Source organism: Stenotrophomonas sp. STEN035, from assembly GCF_056759935.1.
Genome location: NZ_JBRRDY010000019.1, coordinates 50,146 through 67,170, shown reverse-complemented (window position 1 = coordinate 67,170; position 17,025 = coordinate 50,146). Strand labels below are relative to the sequence as shown.

Annotated in this window: 15 protein-coding genes and 2 pseudogenes; 8 read left to right on the top strand and 9 right to left on the bottom strand. The window is 63.9% G+C overall.

Annotation, left to right across the window (positions count from 1 at the left end):
- Window positions 1-8: 8 nt before the first annotated feature.
- Window positions 9-431, bottom strand: a complete 423-nt coding sequence (locus ACVOLL_RS11965) for a hypothetical protein (RefSeq protein ID WP_481513065.1) — start codon at window positions 429-431, stop codon at window positions 9-11.
- Window positions 432-538: 107 nt separating this feature from the next.
- Between ACVOLL_RS11965 and sufT the strand changes: the two genes are divergently transcribed.
- The 6 genes and pseudogenes from sufT (at window position 539) to ACVOLL_RS11935 (ending at window position 7,282) form a co-directional block, all read left to right on the top strand.
- Window positions 539-1,090: a putative Fe-S cluster assembly protein SufT gene (sufT, locus tag ACVOLL_RS11960; RefSeq protein ID WP_346498807.1), complete on the top strand. Its 552-nt coding sequence runs from the start codon at window positions 539-541 to the stop codon at window positions 1,088-1,090.
- Between the two features lie 98 nt (window positions 1,091-1,188).
- Window positions 1,189-2,289 carry a branched-chain amino acid aminotransferase gene (locus tag ACVOLL_RS11955; RefSeq protein ID WP_481513064.1) on the top strand — a complete coding sequence of 367 codons (1,101 nt, stop codon included), beginning with the start codon at window positions 1,189-1,191 and terminating at the stop codon, window positions 2,287-2,289.
- Window positions 2,290-2,622: 333 nt separating this feature from the next.
- A pseudogene (locus ACVOLL_RS11950) lies at window positions 2,623-4,356 on the top strand (S8 family peptidase); the annotation flags it as partial.
- Entirely contained in the window at window positions 4,336-4,722 is a 387-nt protein-coding gene (locus ACVOLL_RS11945) for a proprotein convertase P-domain-containing protein (RefSeq protein ID WP_481513085.1), read from the top strand. The pseudogene ACVOLL_RS11950 and the gene ACVOLL_RS11945, both read left to right, overlap by 21 nt.
- Before the next feature lie 445 nt (window positions 4,723-5,167).
- Window positions 5,168-6,928, top strand: a pseudogene (locus ACVOLL_RS11940) (S8 family peptidase); the annotation flags it as partial.
- Complete coding sequence (locus ACVOLL_RS11935; RefSeq protein WP_481513084.1) at window positions 6,908-7,282, top strand: proprotein convertase P-domain-containing protein; 375 nt, start codon at window positions 6,908-6,910, stop codon at window positions 7,280-7,282. The pseudogene ACVOLL_RS11940 and the gene ACVOLL_RS11935, both read left to right, overlap by 21 nt.
- A gap of 68 nt (window positions 7,283-7,350) precedes the next feature.
- Here the strand turns inward: ACVOLL_RS11935 and ybaK are convergent, their stop codons facing one another.
- The 4 genes from ybaK to wrbA form a co-directional block, all read right to left on the bottom strand.
- A complete protein-coding gene (gene ybaK / locus ACVOLL_RS11930) occupies window positions 7,351-7,827 on the bottom strand; it encodes a Cys-tRNA(Pro) deacylase (protein ID WP_481513063.1) in 477 nt (158 codons plus the stop codon).
- Entirely contained in the window at window positions 7,828-8,313 is a 486-nt protein-coding gene (locus tag ACVOLL_RS11925; RefSeq protein WP_282267147.1) for an asparaginase domain-containing protein, read from the bottom strand.
- 349 nt (window positions 8,314-8,662) lie between these two features.
- Window positions 8,663-9,007 (bottom strand): DUF2069 domain-containing protein, encoded by a 345-nt coding sequence (locus tag ACVOLL_RS11920; RefSeq protein WP_481513062.1) that lies wholly within the window; start codon window positions 9,005-9,007, stop codon window positions 8,663-8,665.
- Window positions 9,004-9,597 (bottom strand): NAD(P)H:quinone oxidoreductase, encoded by a 594-nt coding sequence (gene wrbA / locus ACVOLL_RS11915; protein ID WP_296250785.1) that lies wholly within the window; start codon window positions 9,595-9,597, stop codon window positions 9,004-9,006. Before wrbA ends, ACVOLL_RS11920 begins: the two co-directional genes overlap by 4 nt.
- Before the next feature lie 78 nt (window positions 9,598-9,675).
- Here wrbA and ACVOLL_RS11910 point away from each other — a divergent pair, with 78 nt between their 5' ends.
- Together ACVOLL_RS11910 and ACVOLL_RS11905 are read left to right on the top strand one after the other, a co-directional pair.
- Window positions 9,676-10,950, top strand: a complete 1,275-nt coding sequence (locus tag ACVOLL_RS11910) for a YihY family inner membrane protein (protein ID WP_481513061.1) — start codon at window positions 9,676-9,678, stop codon at window positions 10,948-10,950.
- Entirely contained in the window at window positions 10,947-11,510 is a 564-nt protein-coding gene (locus ACVOLL_RS11905; protein WP_481513060.1) for a TlpA family protein disulfide reductase, read from the top strand. The genes ACVOLL_RS11910 and ACVOLL_RS11905 overlap by 4 nt, the downstream gene beginning before the upstream one ends.
- A 401-nt stretch (window positions 11,511-11,911) precedes the next feature.
- On the opposite strand, the gene ppk2 is transcribed toward ACVOLL_RS11905, so the two are convergent.
- From ppk2 to hemA, 4 genes are all read right to left on the bottom strand, one after another.
- Window positions 11,912-12,709, bottom strand: coding sequence for a polyphosphate kinase 2 (ppk2, locus tag ACVOLL_RS11900; protein ID WP_481513059.1), 798 nt, complete (start codon window positions 12,707-12,709; stop codon window positions 11,912-11,914).
- Window positions 12,710-12,750: 41 nt separating this feature from the next.
- Entirely contained in the window at window positions 12,751-14,463 is a 1,713-nt protein-coding gene (locus ACVOLL_RS11895) for an O-linked N-acetylglucosamine transferase, SPINDLY family protein (RefSeq protein WP_481513058.1), read from the bottom strand.
- A gap of 177 nt (window positions 14,464-14,640) precedes the next feature.
- A complete protein-coding gene (gene prfA / locus ACVOLL_RS11890) occupies window positions 14,641-15,726 on the bottom strand; it encodes a peptide chain release factor 1 (protein ID WP_481513057.1) in 1,086 nt (361 codons plus the stop codon).
- Window positions 15,704-16,987, bottom strand: a complete 1,284-nt coding sequence (hemA, locus tag ACVOLL_RS11885; RefSeq protein WP_481513056.1) for a glutamyl-tRNA reductase — start codon at window positions 16,985-16,987, stop codon at window positions 15,704-15,706. The genes prfA and hemA overlap by 23 nt, the downstream gene beginning before the upstream one ends.
- Window positions 16,988-17,025: the final 38 nt, after the last annotated feature.

Here is a 17,025-nt window from a genome sequence, read left to right as displayed (position 1 = left end):
ACCGAGATTCAGCGCCCCACGCGCCAGGCAACCAGCAGCGCAATGCTCAGCCAGATCAGCTCGCCCAGGCCGTTGGCCAGCGACAACAGGGTCCAGGCGAAATGCGGGCCCATGCGCAATGCCGATTCCCATGGGGTGAGGCCCATGGGGCCGCCGACATAGGCCGCGGCGATGAGCCAGTTGGCGGCCACGGCGATCAGCACGGTTGTGAGCATGGTTACCGCAGCCCGTGCCGGGCCCGGTCTGAATGTGCCCAGACGCAGCATCCACGCCGCTTCCAGTGCGGCCAGCACGGCCATCCAGCCGGCCTGGGTGCCGGTGCTCAGGGCGACCAGCAGCCAGGCGATGGTGAGGGTGAGGCTTCCGAGCAGCAACAAAACAGGCCAGAGCCAGTGGCGGGTAGGGCTGGCCGAGGTGGAAACAGGCGACATGGGCATTCCCGAACAGATTCCGCAGCATAGCGTTTCAGCGGCGATGACGCCCAGTCGGATAAAATGGTGCCATTGCGGGTAGCCACCGCGTCCCCATATCCATCTACATGTATTCGCGTAGCAGTGAACCTGTCCATTTTGAGCGTGATTGCCCGGCCGTGATGGTGCCGCAGGGCGATAGCGTGACCTTGCCGGCCGGCAGTTATGGCTACATCACCCAGGCACTGGGTGGCAGCTATACGGTGTTTGTCGAAGGCAACCTCTTCCGTATCGCCGGCAAGGACGGTGACGCCATCGGCAAGGAGCCGCCGCCGGGGCTGGAACTGCCCGACGACGCCGGCGACGAAGATGTCGAGAAGCTGGTGTGGGAGCAATTACGCACCTGCTTCGACCCGGAAATTCCTTTCAACATCGTCGATCTCGGGCTTATCTACGAAGTGGATATCAAGCACCTGGACGACGGTCAGCGCGAGGTCGACGTCAAGATGACCTTGACCGCGCCGGGCTGTGGCATGGGCGAGATCCTGGTCGATGACGTGCGCAGCAAGCTGGAGATGATCCCGACCGTGGCCCAGGCCGACGTCGATCTGGTGTTCGACCCGCCGTGGGGCCGTCACATGATGTCCGAGGCAGCGCGCCTGGAAACTGGCATGCTGTAAGGCCGTGCCGGCTACTGCCGGTGACGGTTTGTGCTGCACCCCCGTTGCCGCCGTGGCGGCGGGGCTGTCCCATCCCGCAATCTGGAAGGAATTATCCGGTGTCCCAGTCTTCATTGAGCTTCGATGTCACCCGTTCGGACCATCCGCGTAGCGCCGAGGAGCGCGCCAAAATCCTGGAAAAGCCGGGCTTTGGTCTGCACTTCACCGACCACATGGTGGCCGTACGCTGGGACAAGGATAGCGGCTGGCACAATGCGGCGGTAACGCCGTACGGCCCGATCTCGCTGGACCCGGCTGCTGCCGTGCTGCATTACGGCCAGGAAATCTTCGAAGGCATCAAGGCCTACCGTCACGCGGATGGCTCGGTGTGGACCTTCCGTCCGCAGGCCAATGCCGCACGTCTGCAGCGCTCGGCGCGCCGTCTGGTGTTGCCGGAACTGCCGGCGGACATTTTCGTCGAGTCGCTCAAGCAACTGGTCGCGCTGGACAAGGACTGGGTGTCCGATGCCGACGAAGCCAGCCTGTACTTCCGCCCGTTCATGATCGGCGATGAAGCCTTCCTCGGCGTGCGCGGCGCGCACAAGGCCACGTATTACGTGATCGCCAGCCCGGCCGGCCCGTACTTTGCCAAGGGCGTGGCGCCGGTGGCGATCTGGTTGTCCACCGACTACGCCCGCGCTGCCAAGGGCGGTACCGGTGCGGCCAAGTGTGGCGGCAACTACGCGGCTTCGCTGCTGCCGCAGCAGCAGGCGCAGGCACAGGGCTGCTCGCAGGTGCTGTTCCTGGACCCGGTCGAGGGCAAGTACCTGGAAGAACTGGGTGGCATGAATGTGTTCCTGGTCTACGGCAAGGAAAACAAGCTGGTTACCCCGGCGCTGTCGGGCAGCATCCTGGAAGGCATCACCCGCGAATCGCTGCTGCAGCTGGCCCGCGATCGCGGCATGAACGTGGAAGAGCGCCAGGTCACCATCGATGAGTGGAAGCAGGGCGTCAGCTCGGGCGAAATCACCGAGGTGTTTGCCTGCGGTACCGCTGCGGTGATCACCCCGATCGGCCAGCTCAAGGGCGAAGACTTCTCGGTAGGCGATATCAACGCACCGGCCGGCGAGGTCACGATGTCGCTGCGCAAGGAACTGACCGACATCCAGTACGGCCGTCAGCCGGACCGTCACGGTTGGTTGGTGCGCCTGGACGCCTGAGTCTCCAAGTCAGGTTTGTGAAACAGCCCGCTGCGGCATGATCGCAGCGGGTTTTTCTTTGTCCGGACGGCGGGGCGCACAACCCAGCAATGCCAAGGGATTTTCAAATAATCTCTACAAATCATTCACTTAGGTAAACGTGACCGGGCAACGGTTTCTGTTGTAACCCTCTTGTCATTGATTCAGCCGCCATTTACTGTCCGCCAACGGATCGGTAACAGGGGACTGGTTCGGGTAGTTCTACCCGGGCAGCAACCTCTTCGCATCTGGCAGAGCCCCGGGTAGGACCGATGCCGCGCAAGCGGCTTCCTCTCAATGTAGAAGGGCTCATCAATGTCATCCAAATCGCGCCGTACGCTCGTTCGTGGGTTGGTAGTTGTTGGCACTGCTTCGTTGTCGTCCCTGCTTCTGTGTGCGCCGGCCTGGGCCGGCGATGTGCATCTGGCCGGTCTGGATTCCGCGCCGACGCATCAGCGCTTCATCGTCAAATACCGTCAGGACAGCCGCCAGGCCGCAGGCGATGCCGCCCTGCAGAAGACTCTGGTTTCCGCCGCCCGCGCGCTGCCGACCCGTGCCGGCAAGAGCGTCGGCGTGCAGCACATGCGCCGACTGGCAGTAGGTGCGGATGTGGTCCGAGCCGATGCCAAGCTGGACCGTGTCGAAGCCGAAACATTGATGCGCAAGCTGGCCGCCGATCCGAACGTCGAGTACGTCGAAGTCGATCGCCTCAACACCATCAGCCTGACCCCGAACGACACCCGCTACGGCGAGCAATGGGGTTACTCCGGTACCTATGGCATCAAGGCCAACCAGGCCTGGGATGTCACCAATGGTGCTGGCTCGGTGGTTGCGGTGCTGGATACCGGCATTACCAGCCACAGTGATCTGGCTGCCAATCTTCTGCCCGGCTATGACTTCATCAACGACACCACGGTGTCGAACGATGGCAACGGCCGTGACAACGATCCCAGCGATCCGGGCGATTGGGTCACCGCCAACCAATGTGGTGGCACCCATGCCGCGCAGAACTCAAGCTGGCATGGCACCCATGTCGCCGGCACCATCGCTGCGGTTACCAACAATGCCAAGGGCGTTGCTGGCGTGGCCTACGGCGCCAAGATCGTACCGGTGCGCGTGCTCGGTACCTGTGGCGGCTACGACTCGGATATTGCCGACGCCATCGTCTGGGCCTCTGGTGGCACCGTGTCCGGCGTGCCCGCCAATGCCAATCCCGCCGAGGTGATCAATCTCAGCCTGGGTGGTTCCGGTGCCTGCGGCAGCACCACCCAGGCGGCGATCAACGGCGCGGTCAGTCGCGGCACCACGCTGGTGATTGCCGCAGGCAATGACAACACCAATGTCTCCAATGCTTCGCCGGCCAACTGCAACAACGTGATCGCAGTAGCTTCGATCACCAGTACCGGCGCACGTTCCAGCTTCTCCAACTACGGCGCACTGATCGACATCGCCGCACCAGGCTCCAACATTCTGTCCACGCTCAACAGCGGCACCACCACGCCGGGCGCGGAAAGTTATGCGTCGTACAACGGCACCTCGATGGCTACCCCGCACGTGGCTGGTGTTGTTGCATTGCTGCAGGCGGTTTCTACCACGCCGAAGACACCGGCGCAGGTGGAAGCCCTGATCAAGGCCAATGTCACGCCGTTCCCGTCCACACCATCACAGAGCATCGGTCCGGGCATTCTCAATGCCAAGGCGGTGGTGGATGCCGCAAACGGCGGTGGCAATCCGAACCCGGGCGGCACGGTGTTGAACAATGGCGTGCCGATTACTGGGCTTTCCGGCGCTGCCAGCAGTACTCAGTACTTCACCGTGCAGGTGCCGGCGGGTGCGAGCAATCTGGTCATCGCCAGTTCCGGCGGCAGTGGTGATGCCGACATGTATGTGCGTGCCGGCAGCCAGCCGACCACGTCCACCTATGATTGCCGGCCGTACAAGACCGGCAACGCGGAGAGCTGCAGTTTCGCCGCACCGGTGGCCGGGACTTATCACGTGATGTTGTCCGCGTACTCGGCGTTCTCGGGCGTGAGCCTGCAGGCCAGCTGGAGCACCGGCGGTGGCAGTGGCGGTGTGCAGACCTATAGCAACGCTACCGCCGTCACCATCGTCGACAACGCCACGGTGGAAAGCGCCATCGCCGTCTCCGGGCGAACCGGCAATGCACCGGCATCGACGCCGGTTACGGTGGACATCAGCCACACCTGGAAGGGTGATCTGAAGGTGGATCTGGTCGCGCCGGATGGCAGTGTCTATGTGCTGAGCAACTACGCCGGCGGCAGTGCGGATGACATCAAGCAGACCTTCAACGTGAACCTGTCCAGCGAAGCGCTCAATGGCAGCTGGAAGTTGCGCGTCAACGACAAGGCCAGCGGCGACACCGGTCGTATCAACAGTTGGTCGATCAAGTTCTGAGTTGAGCAAGGTTCAAGCGGCAGGCAATGGCCGATCGAAGGCGCCATTGCCTTGTTGTGAGGTGACACGGCCCCGGCGTTCTCGCCGGGGCTTTTGTTTGCTCGTTCGTGGATCTCAGCGCGTGCCGATCCCGCCACTCTTCAGTGTGTTGCTTTGTCACGCCGTGAGCAGTGATTGCCGACATTGATGTGTCCCGGATGCATCGAGGATCGTGCTGTGCGCTTCCCTGACTGATGCGCAGGGAGGTTTTGACTGCTGCTGGGACAGCGGTTTCAGTAGTACTCCGATGGGAGTGTGCAAGGCGGATGCCTAGTGTCGGCAGGCGGGTCGGTGACAGGGGGCGATCCGGAGCGTTCTGTCCAGGTGACGGTTGCTGTCCACACCAGAAGCACCGGGCAGGGCCGGCGCCGCGCAAGCGGCAACTTTCATGCAGAAGGGTTCAACCATGTCATCCAAATCGCGCCGTAGGCTTTGCCGTGGGTTCGTGGCAGTTGGCACTGCTTCGCTGTTTCCCCTGCTGTTGTGCATGCCGGCTTTGGCCGGTGAAGTGCAACTCGCAGGTCTGGACTCTGCATCTGTGCATCAACGCTTCATCGTCAAGTTTCGACAGGACAGCACGCAAGTACAGGGCGAGATCGCACTCAGAAAGTCGCTGACCGCCGCTTCACATGCTTTGCCGGTACGCGCCGGTAAAGCCGGCAATCTGCAACACCTGCGGCGACTGGCCGTAGGTACCGATGTGTTGCGCGTGGACACACCGCTGGATCGCATCGAGGCTGAAGCCTTGATGCATCGTTTGGCGGCAGATCGCAATGTCGAGTACGTTGAGATTGATCGGCGGCATACCATTGATGCCACGCCCAACGACCCGCGTTTCGGTGAGCAATGGGGGCTGTCCGGCACCTATGGCATCAAGGCCGCCGAGGCTTGGGAAGAAGCGACCGGGGCGGGTGTAGTGGTGGCGGTGCTGGATACCGGTATTGCCAGCCACAGCGACCTGAATGCCAATGTTCTGCCTGGCTACGACTTCATTGATGACATTGAGGTGGCCAATGATGGCGATGGTCGAGATGACGATGCCAGCGACCCCGGTGATTGGGTGACAGCCAACCAATGTGGTGGCAGCCACGGTGCGCAGAACTCCAGTTGGCATGGCACCCATGTGGCCGGCACCGTTGCGGCGGTGACCGACAACGGCAAGGGTGTGGCGGGCGTTGCGCCTGGTGTCAGGATCGTGCCGGTACGCGTGCTGGGTCGCTGTGGTGGCTATACCTCTGATATTGCCGACGCCATTGTCTGGGCCGCTGGCGGGCAGGTACCCGGCGTGCCGGCAAATGCCAATCCGGCAGAGGTCATCAATCTCAGCCTTGGCGGCGCTGGTACCTGTGGCAGCACCATGCAGAACGCGATCAACAGCGCGACAGGCAAGGGCGCGACCCTGGTCATTGCGGCTGGTAACAGCAACAGCAACGTGGGCAATGCCTCGCCTGCCAACTGCAACAATGTCATCGCGGTTGCTGCCAGTGACAGCGCTGGCAAACGTTCGATCTGGAGCAGCAGCCAGCAGTCAAACCATGGTCCACTGGTGGACGTCGCAGCGCCGGGCAGCTCCATTCTTTCCACGCTCAACAATGGCAGCAAGGGGCCGGCGGGCGAGAGCTACGCCTCCTATGGTGGGACCTCAATGGCGGCGCCGCATGTGGCTGGCGTGGTGGCGCTGGTGCAGCAGGTATCCAATCCCGTGCGTACGCCAACAGAGATTGAAGCCTTGATCAAGGCGACGGTGACTCCTTTTCCAGCTGCACCGGACCGCGAGATCGGCGCCGGCATCGTCAATGCGCAAGCGGCTGTGGCCTTAGCCTTGGGTGACCCGCTACCACCGGGGCCGGAGCCAGACCCGGCGACTGAGCTGGAGAATGATGTGGCGCTGGCCGGCTTGGCAGGCAGCAAGGGCAGCAACCGCTATTACAGCGTGCGGGTGCCTGCGGGGGCGTCGAATCTGCTGATCAGTATTGCCGGCGGCAATGGCGATGCGGACCTGTATGTGCGCGCTGGCAGTCGTCCCACTGCCTCCACCTACGATTGCCGTCCGTTCAGTGCAGGCAATGCTGAAAGCTGCAGCATTCCCGTTCCTGTAGCGGGCACATACCACGTCATGTTGACCGGCTACTCGGCGTACTCGGCCGTGCGTTTGAAGGCGAGTTGGGGTCTGCTGCCGGCGCAGACCTATAGCAGCAACGAGGGGCTGGATATCCTAGACAACCGCACGGTGGAGAGTGCGATCAGCGTCTCCGGACGTACTGCCAATGCGCCTGCGGCCACCCCGGTAACGGTGGATATCAGCCATAGCTGGCGTGGCGACCTGAAAGTGGAGCTGCTCGCACCTGGCGGCCGTACCTACCTGCTGAGCAATTACGAAGGAGGCAGCGCTGATGACATCAAGCAGACCTTCGAGGTCAATCTTTCCAACGAGGCCTTGAATGGCAGCTGGAAGCTGCGCGTCAATGACAAGGCCAGTGGCGATACCGGGCGTCTCAACGGCTGGTCGATCACGTTCTAGCCCAAGGCATCGCTTGTCACTGCGCATGAGTCTGGCGTCGTAGCCAGACTCATGCCGATAAGCGCAACTCAGTCCTCGCAGATATCGGCGCTGCTGGCCTGCAGAAACTGCAAGGCGTCAGTCGGAGCGATATCCAGCAGCAGACCGCGTTGGCCGGCGTTGATGTACAGCGTGTCGTGCTGCGCGGCGCTGGCGGCGAACACCACCTTGGCCGGCCGCTGCTGCGCGAACGGACTGATACCGCCGACTTTGTAACCGCTGCGCTTCTCGGCCTCGGGTACTTCCATCATCTGCGCGTGCTTGCCGCCGCAATGGGCGGCAAGCTTCTTCAAGGACAGGCGCTGATCGGAGGGAATCACCGCGATCAGCGGCTGCTTGTCCACCCACGCCATCAGCGTCTTGAACATGCGCTGCGGGGCAATACCCAGCGCCTGCGCTGCCGCCAGCCCTTTGCTGTCGACATCGGCCGAGTAGTCATAGGCATGCACGCCATGGGCGATGCCTGCCTTGTCCAATGCGGCGGTGGCGCGGGTGCTTTTTGCCACTTACAGCGATTCGAAGCGGTTGGCGTCGACGTTCTTGCGGACCTTCTCCGGGTTCCAGATGCGGCCGTTCATGGCGATGTAGACGCCTTCCGGCAGCGACTGCACCGCGCCGATCGCGCAGCCGATGTTGAACTCGGCATCGGAACCGCGGAAACGTGCCGGGCTGAGCGCGCCGGTCATCACGATGGTCTTGCCGGGGATGGTGGCCAGCACCTTGCCGGTGGCCACCATCGAGTCGGTGCCGTGGGTGACCAGTACGTGGCGGGTTGGCTGCGCGGCGATGGTGGCGCGGATCAGCTCGCGGTCGTCGTCGCTGATGTGCAGCGAGTCCTTGCGCAGGATCGGGATCACATTGAAACGGAAGGTCACGCCCAGCTCGCGCAGGATCATGCCGATCTGCGGATCACCGATCTGGTAGTCGGACTTGTCGTCGAAGTAGATCTTGTCGATCGTGCCACCGGTGGTGACGATCAGGAGTTCTTCCATCATTGCGGTAAATCCTTGCGGTGACTGCCAGCGGTACGGGCCGCGATGCTGCGAATGATAATGCCGTAGGCAGCGCCGGGCCACGTTACGTCACGTAGGTAGAGCCGAGTCATGCTCGGCTGGGGCTTGCCCGGGAATCCATCGGCGCCTGTAGGAGCGGCGTCAGCCGCGAAGCCGGTGGCCCATCAGATCGCCAGCTTGTCTGCAGTTTCGGGGATGCCGGCTTCGCGGCTTGCGCCGCGCCCACAAACCGGCTCTTCGGTAACGCTTCAGCCGAGCATGGCTCGGCTCTACAGGTGGATTGTCGGGACAGCCCCAGCCGAGCATGGCTCGGCTCTACACGGTGGACTCACCGGGCTTTCTTGGCGGCAAAGCGGGCGCGCATGCCGGGGATGCTGACCAGGGCCACGATCAGCAGCGCCAGGACGATCTCGATCCATGCGTAAAGGGCAGTCTCGCGGTGGCTCCAGGCACTCATCACGCCGTGGCTGAACCAGAACAGTGCCAATACCCCTGCCCAGAAGCGCGCGACCGCGCGCTGTGCCAGCACGCCCAACAGCAACAGTACCGGCGGCGTCACGAACACCAAGGCCACCGCCAGCAGGTGGCGGTCGGCGCGGAACCACCACGCATATAGGCCGGCCAACAGCGCCAGTGCCAAGGCCAGGATCAGGTCGCGGCTGCGGCCGTTCATTGCGTCAGACGCCGGGCGATATCAGCCACCCGTCGGCCCAATGCCCGCGCCAGCACCGCCTCATCGTCGGTGGGCTGTGGATCATCCTGGCTGCCGGCCACATGGCTGGCGCCATACGGCGTACCGCCGCTGCTGGTGTGGCTCAGCGCCGGCTCGGTGAAGGGTATGCCGACAATCAGGCAGCCGTGGTGCAGCAGCGGCAGGTGCATCGACAACAGGGTTGACTCCTGGCCGCCATGCATCGAGGCGGTGGAGGTGAATACCGCCGCCGGCTTGCCGGCCAGAGTGCCGTTCACCCATTCCGCGCCCAGGCCGTCGAGGAAGTGTTTGACCGGCGCGGCCATGTTGCCGAAGCGGGTAGGGCTGCCGAGCACGATGCCATCGCATTCGGCCAGATCGGCGATGTCCACATAGGGAGCGCCGTCTTCGGGTACGGGTGGGGCGCTGGTCTGGGTGACGGCGGCGACCGGTGGCACCGTGCGCAGGCGGGCGCTCATGCCCGGCACCTCGCCGATACCGCGGGCGATCTGCCGCGCCAGCCGGGCCACCGAACCGCCACGGCTGTAGTAAAGCACCAGAATTTCCGCCATCGCACCGTTCACTCATTCTTGCAGGAGCCGGCAGTATCAACGATGCGGGCCGCGCTTTGCATCGGGTACCCTTGCCGAATGGAACCTTTGGATTCACTCAACCTATGGATGGAGCGCCTGCGTGACCGGGCGCGCAACGTCAGCTTCGGTCGCTTCCTGTGGAAGCGCTTCCTAGACGACCGCCTGTTCCAGGCCGCCGGCTCGTTGGCCTACACCACGGTGTTCGCACTTGTGCCGCTGGCCATTGTCGTATTCGGGGTGCTGTCGGCGTTCCCGATGTTCGATCGTTGGAGCGAGGCGCTCAGCGACTACGTGTTCTCCAACTTCGTACCCTCGGCGGCGCGTGCGGCGGAGGGCTATCTGCGGCAGTTCTCGGCCAGCGCAGGGCAGCTGACCGCGGCTGGCTTCCTGGCCTTGGTGGTGTCGCTGCTGATCACCCTCAACAGTGTCGAGCAGACCTTCAACCGCATCTGGCGGGTGGCTTCGGCGCGGCCGCAGCTGACCCGCTTCCTGGTCTATTGGACGGTGCTGACCCTGGGCGCCTTGCTGGCCGCTGCCTCGTTGGCTATCTCGGCAAAGGTGTTGTCGCTGCCCTTGTTCGGTACCACCGAGGGCCGCTGGCTGGCCGATCTTGGCCTGCGCCTGGCGCCGGTGCTGATCGAGTTGGTCTGCGTGGTACTGATCTACCGGGTGGTGCCGCATCACACCGTGAAGTGGCGCCATACCATTCCCGGCGCCCTGCTGGCGGTGCTGATGCTGGAGCTGGTGAAGTGGGGCATGGGCCTGTATCTGGGCAGTTTCCAGTCCTATCAGAAGCTCTATGGCACGGTGGCCTTCGTGCCGATCCTGTTGCTGTGGATCTACCTGAGCTGGGTTTCGGTCTTGCTGGGGGCATCACTGGCCTCATCGATCGCAGCTTTCCGCTATCAGCCAGTGGCAATGCGGCTGCCGCAGGGCTGCGAGCTTTATGGCTTGCTGCGCCTGTTGGGGCGCTTCCGTGAGGCGCGGCAGCAAGGGCAGGGGCTGGGTGAAGATCAGCTGTTGCTGCTGGAACCCATGCTCACCGACTCCTTGCTGCAGCAGTTGCTGGAGCAGATGGAAACCATTGGCGTGTTGCGCCGTGACGAGCGTGGTGAATGGTTGCTGGCGCGGGACCTGGACAGCATCAGTCTGCATGAACTGTATGAAAGCGCGCAGCTGCGTATTCCCGCCGCCGAGGAATACCTGCCGATGCGCGAGGACAGCCTTGGGCAAGCGGCCTGCAATGCCCTGGATCAACTACGTCTGCCGTTGCGCGAACTGCTCAAGCGCCGTGTGGATGACATCTATGTAGAGCGCGGAGATAGTCGATGATCAACAAGTTCGTTCCTGCCTTGCTGCTGGCACTGGCTTTGACAGCGTGCAAGCCCGAGCAAGCACCTGTCGCCGCGCCGGCTGCTGCACCCCAGGCACCGGCTGCGCCCGAGGCGACGCAGCCCGGCGTGGTCCAGCAGACGGTGGAAGTACCGCAATTGCAGGTGCCGACCGTGGATGGCAAGACCTATGACCTGGCCAGTCACCGTGGGCAGTGGGTGGTGGTGAATTTCTGGGCCACCTGGTGCGCACCCTGCCTGCAGGAAATGCCGGAGTTGTCGGCGCTGCACGCAATGCGCAGCAATGTGGAAGTGGTTGGCCTGGCGTATGAGGACATCGAGCTGGACGAGATGCAGGCGTTCCTGAAGGAACATCCGGTGGCCTATCCAATCGCCATCATCGACACCTTCAGTCCGCCCAAGGATTTCGCGACGCCGCGTGGCTTGCCGATGACCTACCTGATCGGGCCCGACGGCAAGGTGGCCAGGCAGTTCCTGGGGCCGGTGAATGCACAGGAGATCGAGCAGGCGATTGTGGCTGCGGGGGGTAAGGCGGTTTAAAGGGATGGTGGTTTTTCGCGGGACGTAGCTTCCAGGCGACAGCAGCAAATAGCTTTGAAGCCAAGAGCACCCCTCCCCAACCCTCCCCTTCGCTACGCGAAAGGGAGGGGGCTGTTCTCGGCATCTGTCAGATGGTCGCGGTGCCGCTGCTACCCCCTCCCTTTCGCGCAGCGAAGGGGAGGGTTGGGGAGGGGTAGCTTTTCAGCTCTTCGCGCAATCCCAGCTTCGCGGCTCACGCCGCTCCTGCAGCATCGCTGGGAATGCCCCTGCCGAGCATGGCTCGGCACTACAAGCCCCTCTCCCGTTCACGGGAGAGGGGTTGGGGTGAGGGGCGCCTTTGGGGCATCGCCGGGAAAGCTCCTGCCGAGCATGGCTCGGCACTACAGGGAGCCGGAGGTGCGCTATGGCTTGGCTGCTTCTTCGTCTACCGCAAACGGCGCAATCGGCTTCACCACGCCGTACTTTTCTTTCTTGGGTTTGCCTGGCAGCGGCGGTAGTTCGACCACCGGTTCGTCGACGTGGGTATCTGGCAGGCGATCCAGCAGGTCGCGGATCAGGGTCAGGCGGCCGCGTTTCTGGTCATTGAAATCCACCAGCGTCCACGGCGCCTGTGTGGTGTGGGTGGTCTCCAGCATGGCTTCGCGGGCCTGGGTGTAGGCGTTGTATTCCTGCCGCGATTTCAGATCGATCGGTGACAGCTTCCAGCCCTTGAGTGGATCGTCGCGGCGCTCGGCGAAGCGCTTTTCCTGCTGCTCCTGGTCCACGCACAGCCAGTACTTGAACAGCAGGATGCCATCGTCCACCAGCAGCTTTTCAAACGCAGGCGTCTGCTTGAGGAAGGTCTTGTACTGCGCATCGGTGCAGTAACCCATCACCTTCTCCACGCCGGCACGGTTGTACCAGCTGCGGTCCATCAGCACGATCTCGCCGGCCGCGGGCAGGTGCGCGATATGACGCTGGAAATACCACTGGCTGTCTTCGCGCTCGTTGGGCTTGGGCAGGGCAACCACCCGGCACTGACGCGGATTGACGTGCTTGGCGATGTCCTGGATGACGCCGCCCTTGCCGGCGGTGTCGCGGCCCTCGAACAGCACCAGCACGCGCTGCCCGCAGTGCTGGGCCCAGCGTGCCATGTTGGCCAGTTCCAGTTGCATCGGTTCCAGCAACTGTTCGTACGCCTTGCGCTTGAGCTTGCCCATGGTCACTCCTCGTGGAATGCCGAGCCTAACCCAATCGAATGTCAGCCAATGTCTGCGCCACGCCAGCCGTGGGCGCTCGCCAGCTTTTGCAGCAGCTGGGTCAGGTCGCTGGCGAAGCCGGCCATGTCGAACAGACTGCTGCGCTCGCGGGCTTCGGCCAGTCGCTGGCGGGTGGCCTGCAGGGTGGCGGCATCGTTACCCAGCGCGATTGCCTTGGCGATGAAGGCCTGGTCATCGGCGACATTCATCTCATCCATGCCGAGGTGATGGTTGAGGCTGCCCGCCACCCGCGCGGCAAAGGTAGTGCCGGGTGCGGTCAGTACTGGGCAGCCGGCCCATAGTGCGTCCGAGGCGGTGGTGTGGGCGTTGTAAGGGTGTGTATCCAGGAACAGATCGGCATGCTGGTAGCGGGCCAGATACTGCGGATGCGGCAGTTTGCGCATGAACACCAGCCGCGCTGGATCCACGCCGCGTTGGCGGGCGACTTGCTGCAGGCGCTGGTCGGCCTTGCCCGGGCCGGACAGCAGCCACAGCACGCTGCCGGGCACGCCAAGCAGTACCTGCAGTAGGCGTTCGACGCTGCGCGGGTTGAGCTTGTAGCTGTTGTTGAAGCAACAGAACACCACGCCGGCTTCCGGTAGGCCACAGTCGCCGCGCGACGGCGGCGACTGAACAATGCGGGTGTTGTCCGAGGGCTGGAAGGCGCGCGGCAGGCGCAACACCTTTTCGCTGAAGCCTGATTCCAGGACGGGCGGCAGCACAAAGTCATCGGCGACGGCGTAGTTGATCCATGGCGCACCAGAGGTGCCGGGGTAGGCCAGCCAGTTCAATTGCAGCGGTGCCGGGCGCATGGCCAGTACTTCGGGTGTGCCACCGCCACCCCAGCCGCGCAGGTCGAACAATAGATCAATGCCGGTGTTGCGGATGCGCTGGGCAATCGCCGCATGTGCTTGGCTACTGACGTCGTGCAGTTGCTCGGCAGCGGCCTGCAGGCGTTGGCGGATGCTGCTGCCATCGTCGCTGTTGAGTGCAAACAAGTGCACCTGCAATTGCGGCTGCGCGCGCAGCTGCTCGAACAGGGCGACCGTCAGCAGCCCGGTTGGGTGCGCGCCGAAGCCGTTGGAAAGGAAGCCGACGCGCAGCGCGCCCTGTGCACGCACCTGGGTTGCGGGAAGGTGCGGAATGGCTTGAGCCAGCACGCTGGCGCGTTGCCGCGCGCAGGCAAGCTGTTCGGCGGCGCTGGCATCTTCGCTGAGAAAGGCAAAGGGCTCCACGGCGGGATTGCCTTGCGCTACCGCGCGCCGCACTTGTTGCGAAAGTGCATCGATATCGCGCCAGTCGCAGAGCCGGCGCTGCCAGTTCAGGCGCTGTGCGGCCATATAGGCTTCGTCCGGTGCCAGGGCATGCGCGCGTCGATAGGCATCGGCGGCGGCTTCGGGCTGGTTGGCATCTTCCAATACGTGACCCAGCCACAAGGCCATGCCGGGGTGCTGCGGGGCGAGCTGGCAGGCCTGCTGCAGCAGGGCGGCGGCTTCGTCGTGCTTGCCTTGCATCCAGCGGGCGCGACCGAGCCGGGCGAGGGCTTCGGGGTGTTGTGGACGCAGTTGCAAGGCTTTTGCGGCTGCGGCCTCACCTGCGGCCATGTCGCCTGCGCCGAGCTCGGCGTCGGCCAGCATCACCCAGGCGATGAAGTCACCGGGTTGGCGGGTGACGGCATTGCGGAGCTGGTCGCGTTCGTTGAGAGCGTTGGTCATTGTGCTGGCTTTGCCCCCTCCCTTGCGCGCAGCGCAGGGGAGGGTTGGGGAGGGGGGGCTTTTGATTTTGCTCTGGGCTGGTGATTAAGGCCAAATCCAGAGGCAGCAGCCAAAGCCAAAGCCAAAAGCTACCCCTCCCCAGCCCTCCCCTATGCTGCGCATAAGGGAGGGAGCGTATTAGGTCCCTTCAGCCAAACGCGCCAGCTCATCCACTTGGTGTTCGTGCTGCAGGCGTGCGACGAGGTCGTCCAGGCCGCCTTCGATGATGTTGGGCAGGTCGTACAGGGTCAGGCCTTCGACGCGGTGGTCGGTGATGCGGCCCTGCGGGAAGCTGTAGGTGCGGATGCGCTGGCTGCGGTCGCCACTGCCTACCTGCAGACGGCGCGATTCGGCCTGCGCTGCGGCCTGCTTGCTGCGCTCGGCATCCAGCAGCTGCGCCTTCAGGCGTTTCATCGCCTTGTCGCGGTTGGCGTGCTGGCTGCGCTCGGTTTGGCATTCCACCACTACGCCGGTGGGGATGTGGGTGATGCGGATCGCCGACTCGGTCTTGTTGACATGCTGACCACCGGCGCCGGAGGAACGGTAGGTGTCCACGCGCAGATCGGCAGGGTTGATCACCACGTCCTCGACATCATCGGCTTCGGGAATGATCGCCACCGTTGCTGCCGAGGTGTGGATGCGGCCCTGCGATTCGGTGGCCGGCACGCGTTGCACACGGTGCGTGCCGGATTCGAACTTCAGCTTGGAATAGGCGCCGCGGCCAACCACGCGCGCCACGACTTCTTTGTAGCCGCCGTGTTCGCCGGGGTTGTCGGATTCGATTTCCACCTTCCAGCCCTGGCGCTCGGCATAGCGGGCGTACATGCGGAACAGGTCGCCGGCAAAAATCGCCGCTTCGTCGCCGCCGGTGCCGGCGCGCACTTCCAGGAACAGATTGCCTTCGTCGCGCGGGTCGCGCGGTACCAGCAGCAGTGCCAGTTCTTCGTCCAAGGCCTGCAGGCGGGCCTGCGCTGCGGTTATTTCTTCCTCGGCCAGCTCGCGCAGTTCCGGGTCGTTGCGCATGGCTTCGGCCGAGGCCAGGTCTTCCAGCGCACGGGTTTCGTTCGCCAATGCAGTGGCGATGGGTTCCAGTTGCGAGAACTCACGGGAAAAATTGCGGAAGCGCTCGTTGTCGGCGACCACATCAGGGTCGGAAAGCAGGCGTTCCAGTTCTTCTCGGCGCTCGGCCAGTGCCAGCAGCTTACGGCGCAGGGTCGGCGTCATCATTCCTCGCAGCGGGGTGGTGATACCCGGGGGTGGCCGGGAACAGGCGCTCGGCGGCGCGGGTGAGATCGGTATCGCCATCCTGCGCGGCTTGGCGCAGGGCGGCGGTGGGCGGATGCAGCAGGCGGTTGGTCAGGCCGTGCGCCAGTTGCTCCAGTACTTCGTCCGGCAGTTTGCCATGGGCAAGCTGTTGCCGGGCCTTGGCCAGCAATTCGGCGCGGGTGGCCTCGCCGAACGCGCGCAGTTGCCGGATGGGCGCCTGCAGGCGAGCGGCGCGCAGGTTTTCCAGATAGCGGGTGACCTGCAGGTCAATGATGGATTCGGCCTCGGCGGCGGCCTCGCGGCGGCCGCGGCGGTTTTCTTCCACGGCCCGTTCCAGGTCATCCACGGTATACAGGTAGGCGTCGGCCAGCTTGCCGACCTCGGCGTCGATATCGCGCGGCACGGCCAGGTCGAACAGCAGCATCGGCTTGTGCCGGCGCAGGCGCAGCGCGTTGGCGACCTGGCGATGCAGGATCACCGGCTCGCGCGCGGCGGTGGCCGAGAACACCACGTCGGCTTCGCCCAGATGGCGCTCCAGCTCGGTCAAGGGCAGCGCCACGCCGCCGTGCCGGCTGGCCAGGTCCTGGGCATTGGCCACGGTGCGGTTGGCGATCAGCAGCCGCTTCACCTTGGCATCGCTGAGGTGCTTGGCGACCAGTTCCATGGTTTCGCCGGCGCCGACCAGCAGCACGGTGGATTCATCCATGCGCGCAAACGAGTCCTGCGCCAGCCGCACCGCGGTGGAGGCCACCGAGATTGGGTTGGCGCCGACGCGGGTATCGGTGCGGGCACGCTTGGCCACGGAGAAGGTCTGCTGGAACAACCGGTCCAATTGTTGCCCGATTGCACCGCTGTCGTGCGCCAACGCCCAAGCGTCTTTTACCTGGCCCAGGATCTGCGGCTCGCCCAGCACCATCGAATCCAGGCCGGTGGCGACCCGGAACAGGTGGCGTACGGCTTCACCTTCGCTGTGCTGGTAGAGATAGCCCTGCAGGCTGCCGGCGTGGTGTTCCAGCCAATGGCTCAGGGCCTTGCTGTCCTCGGCAACGGCATACAGCTCGGTACGGTTGCAGGTGGACAGCAGCACCGCTTCGGCCAGCTGCGGGGTCTGCCGCAATGAATCCATCGCGCGCGGCAAGGCGTCTCCGCCAAAGGCAGCGCGTTCGCGCAGTTCTACCGGCGCAGTCTGGTGATTCAGTCCGAGCACCCACAGGGTCATCTGTTCAGTTGCTTGCGATAAGCTGCTGGCTGTTGAAG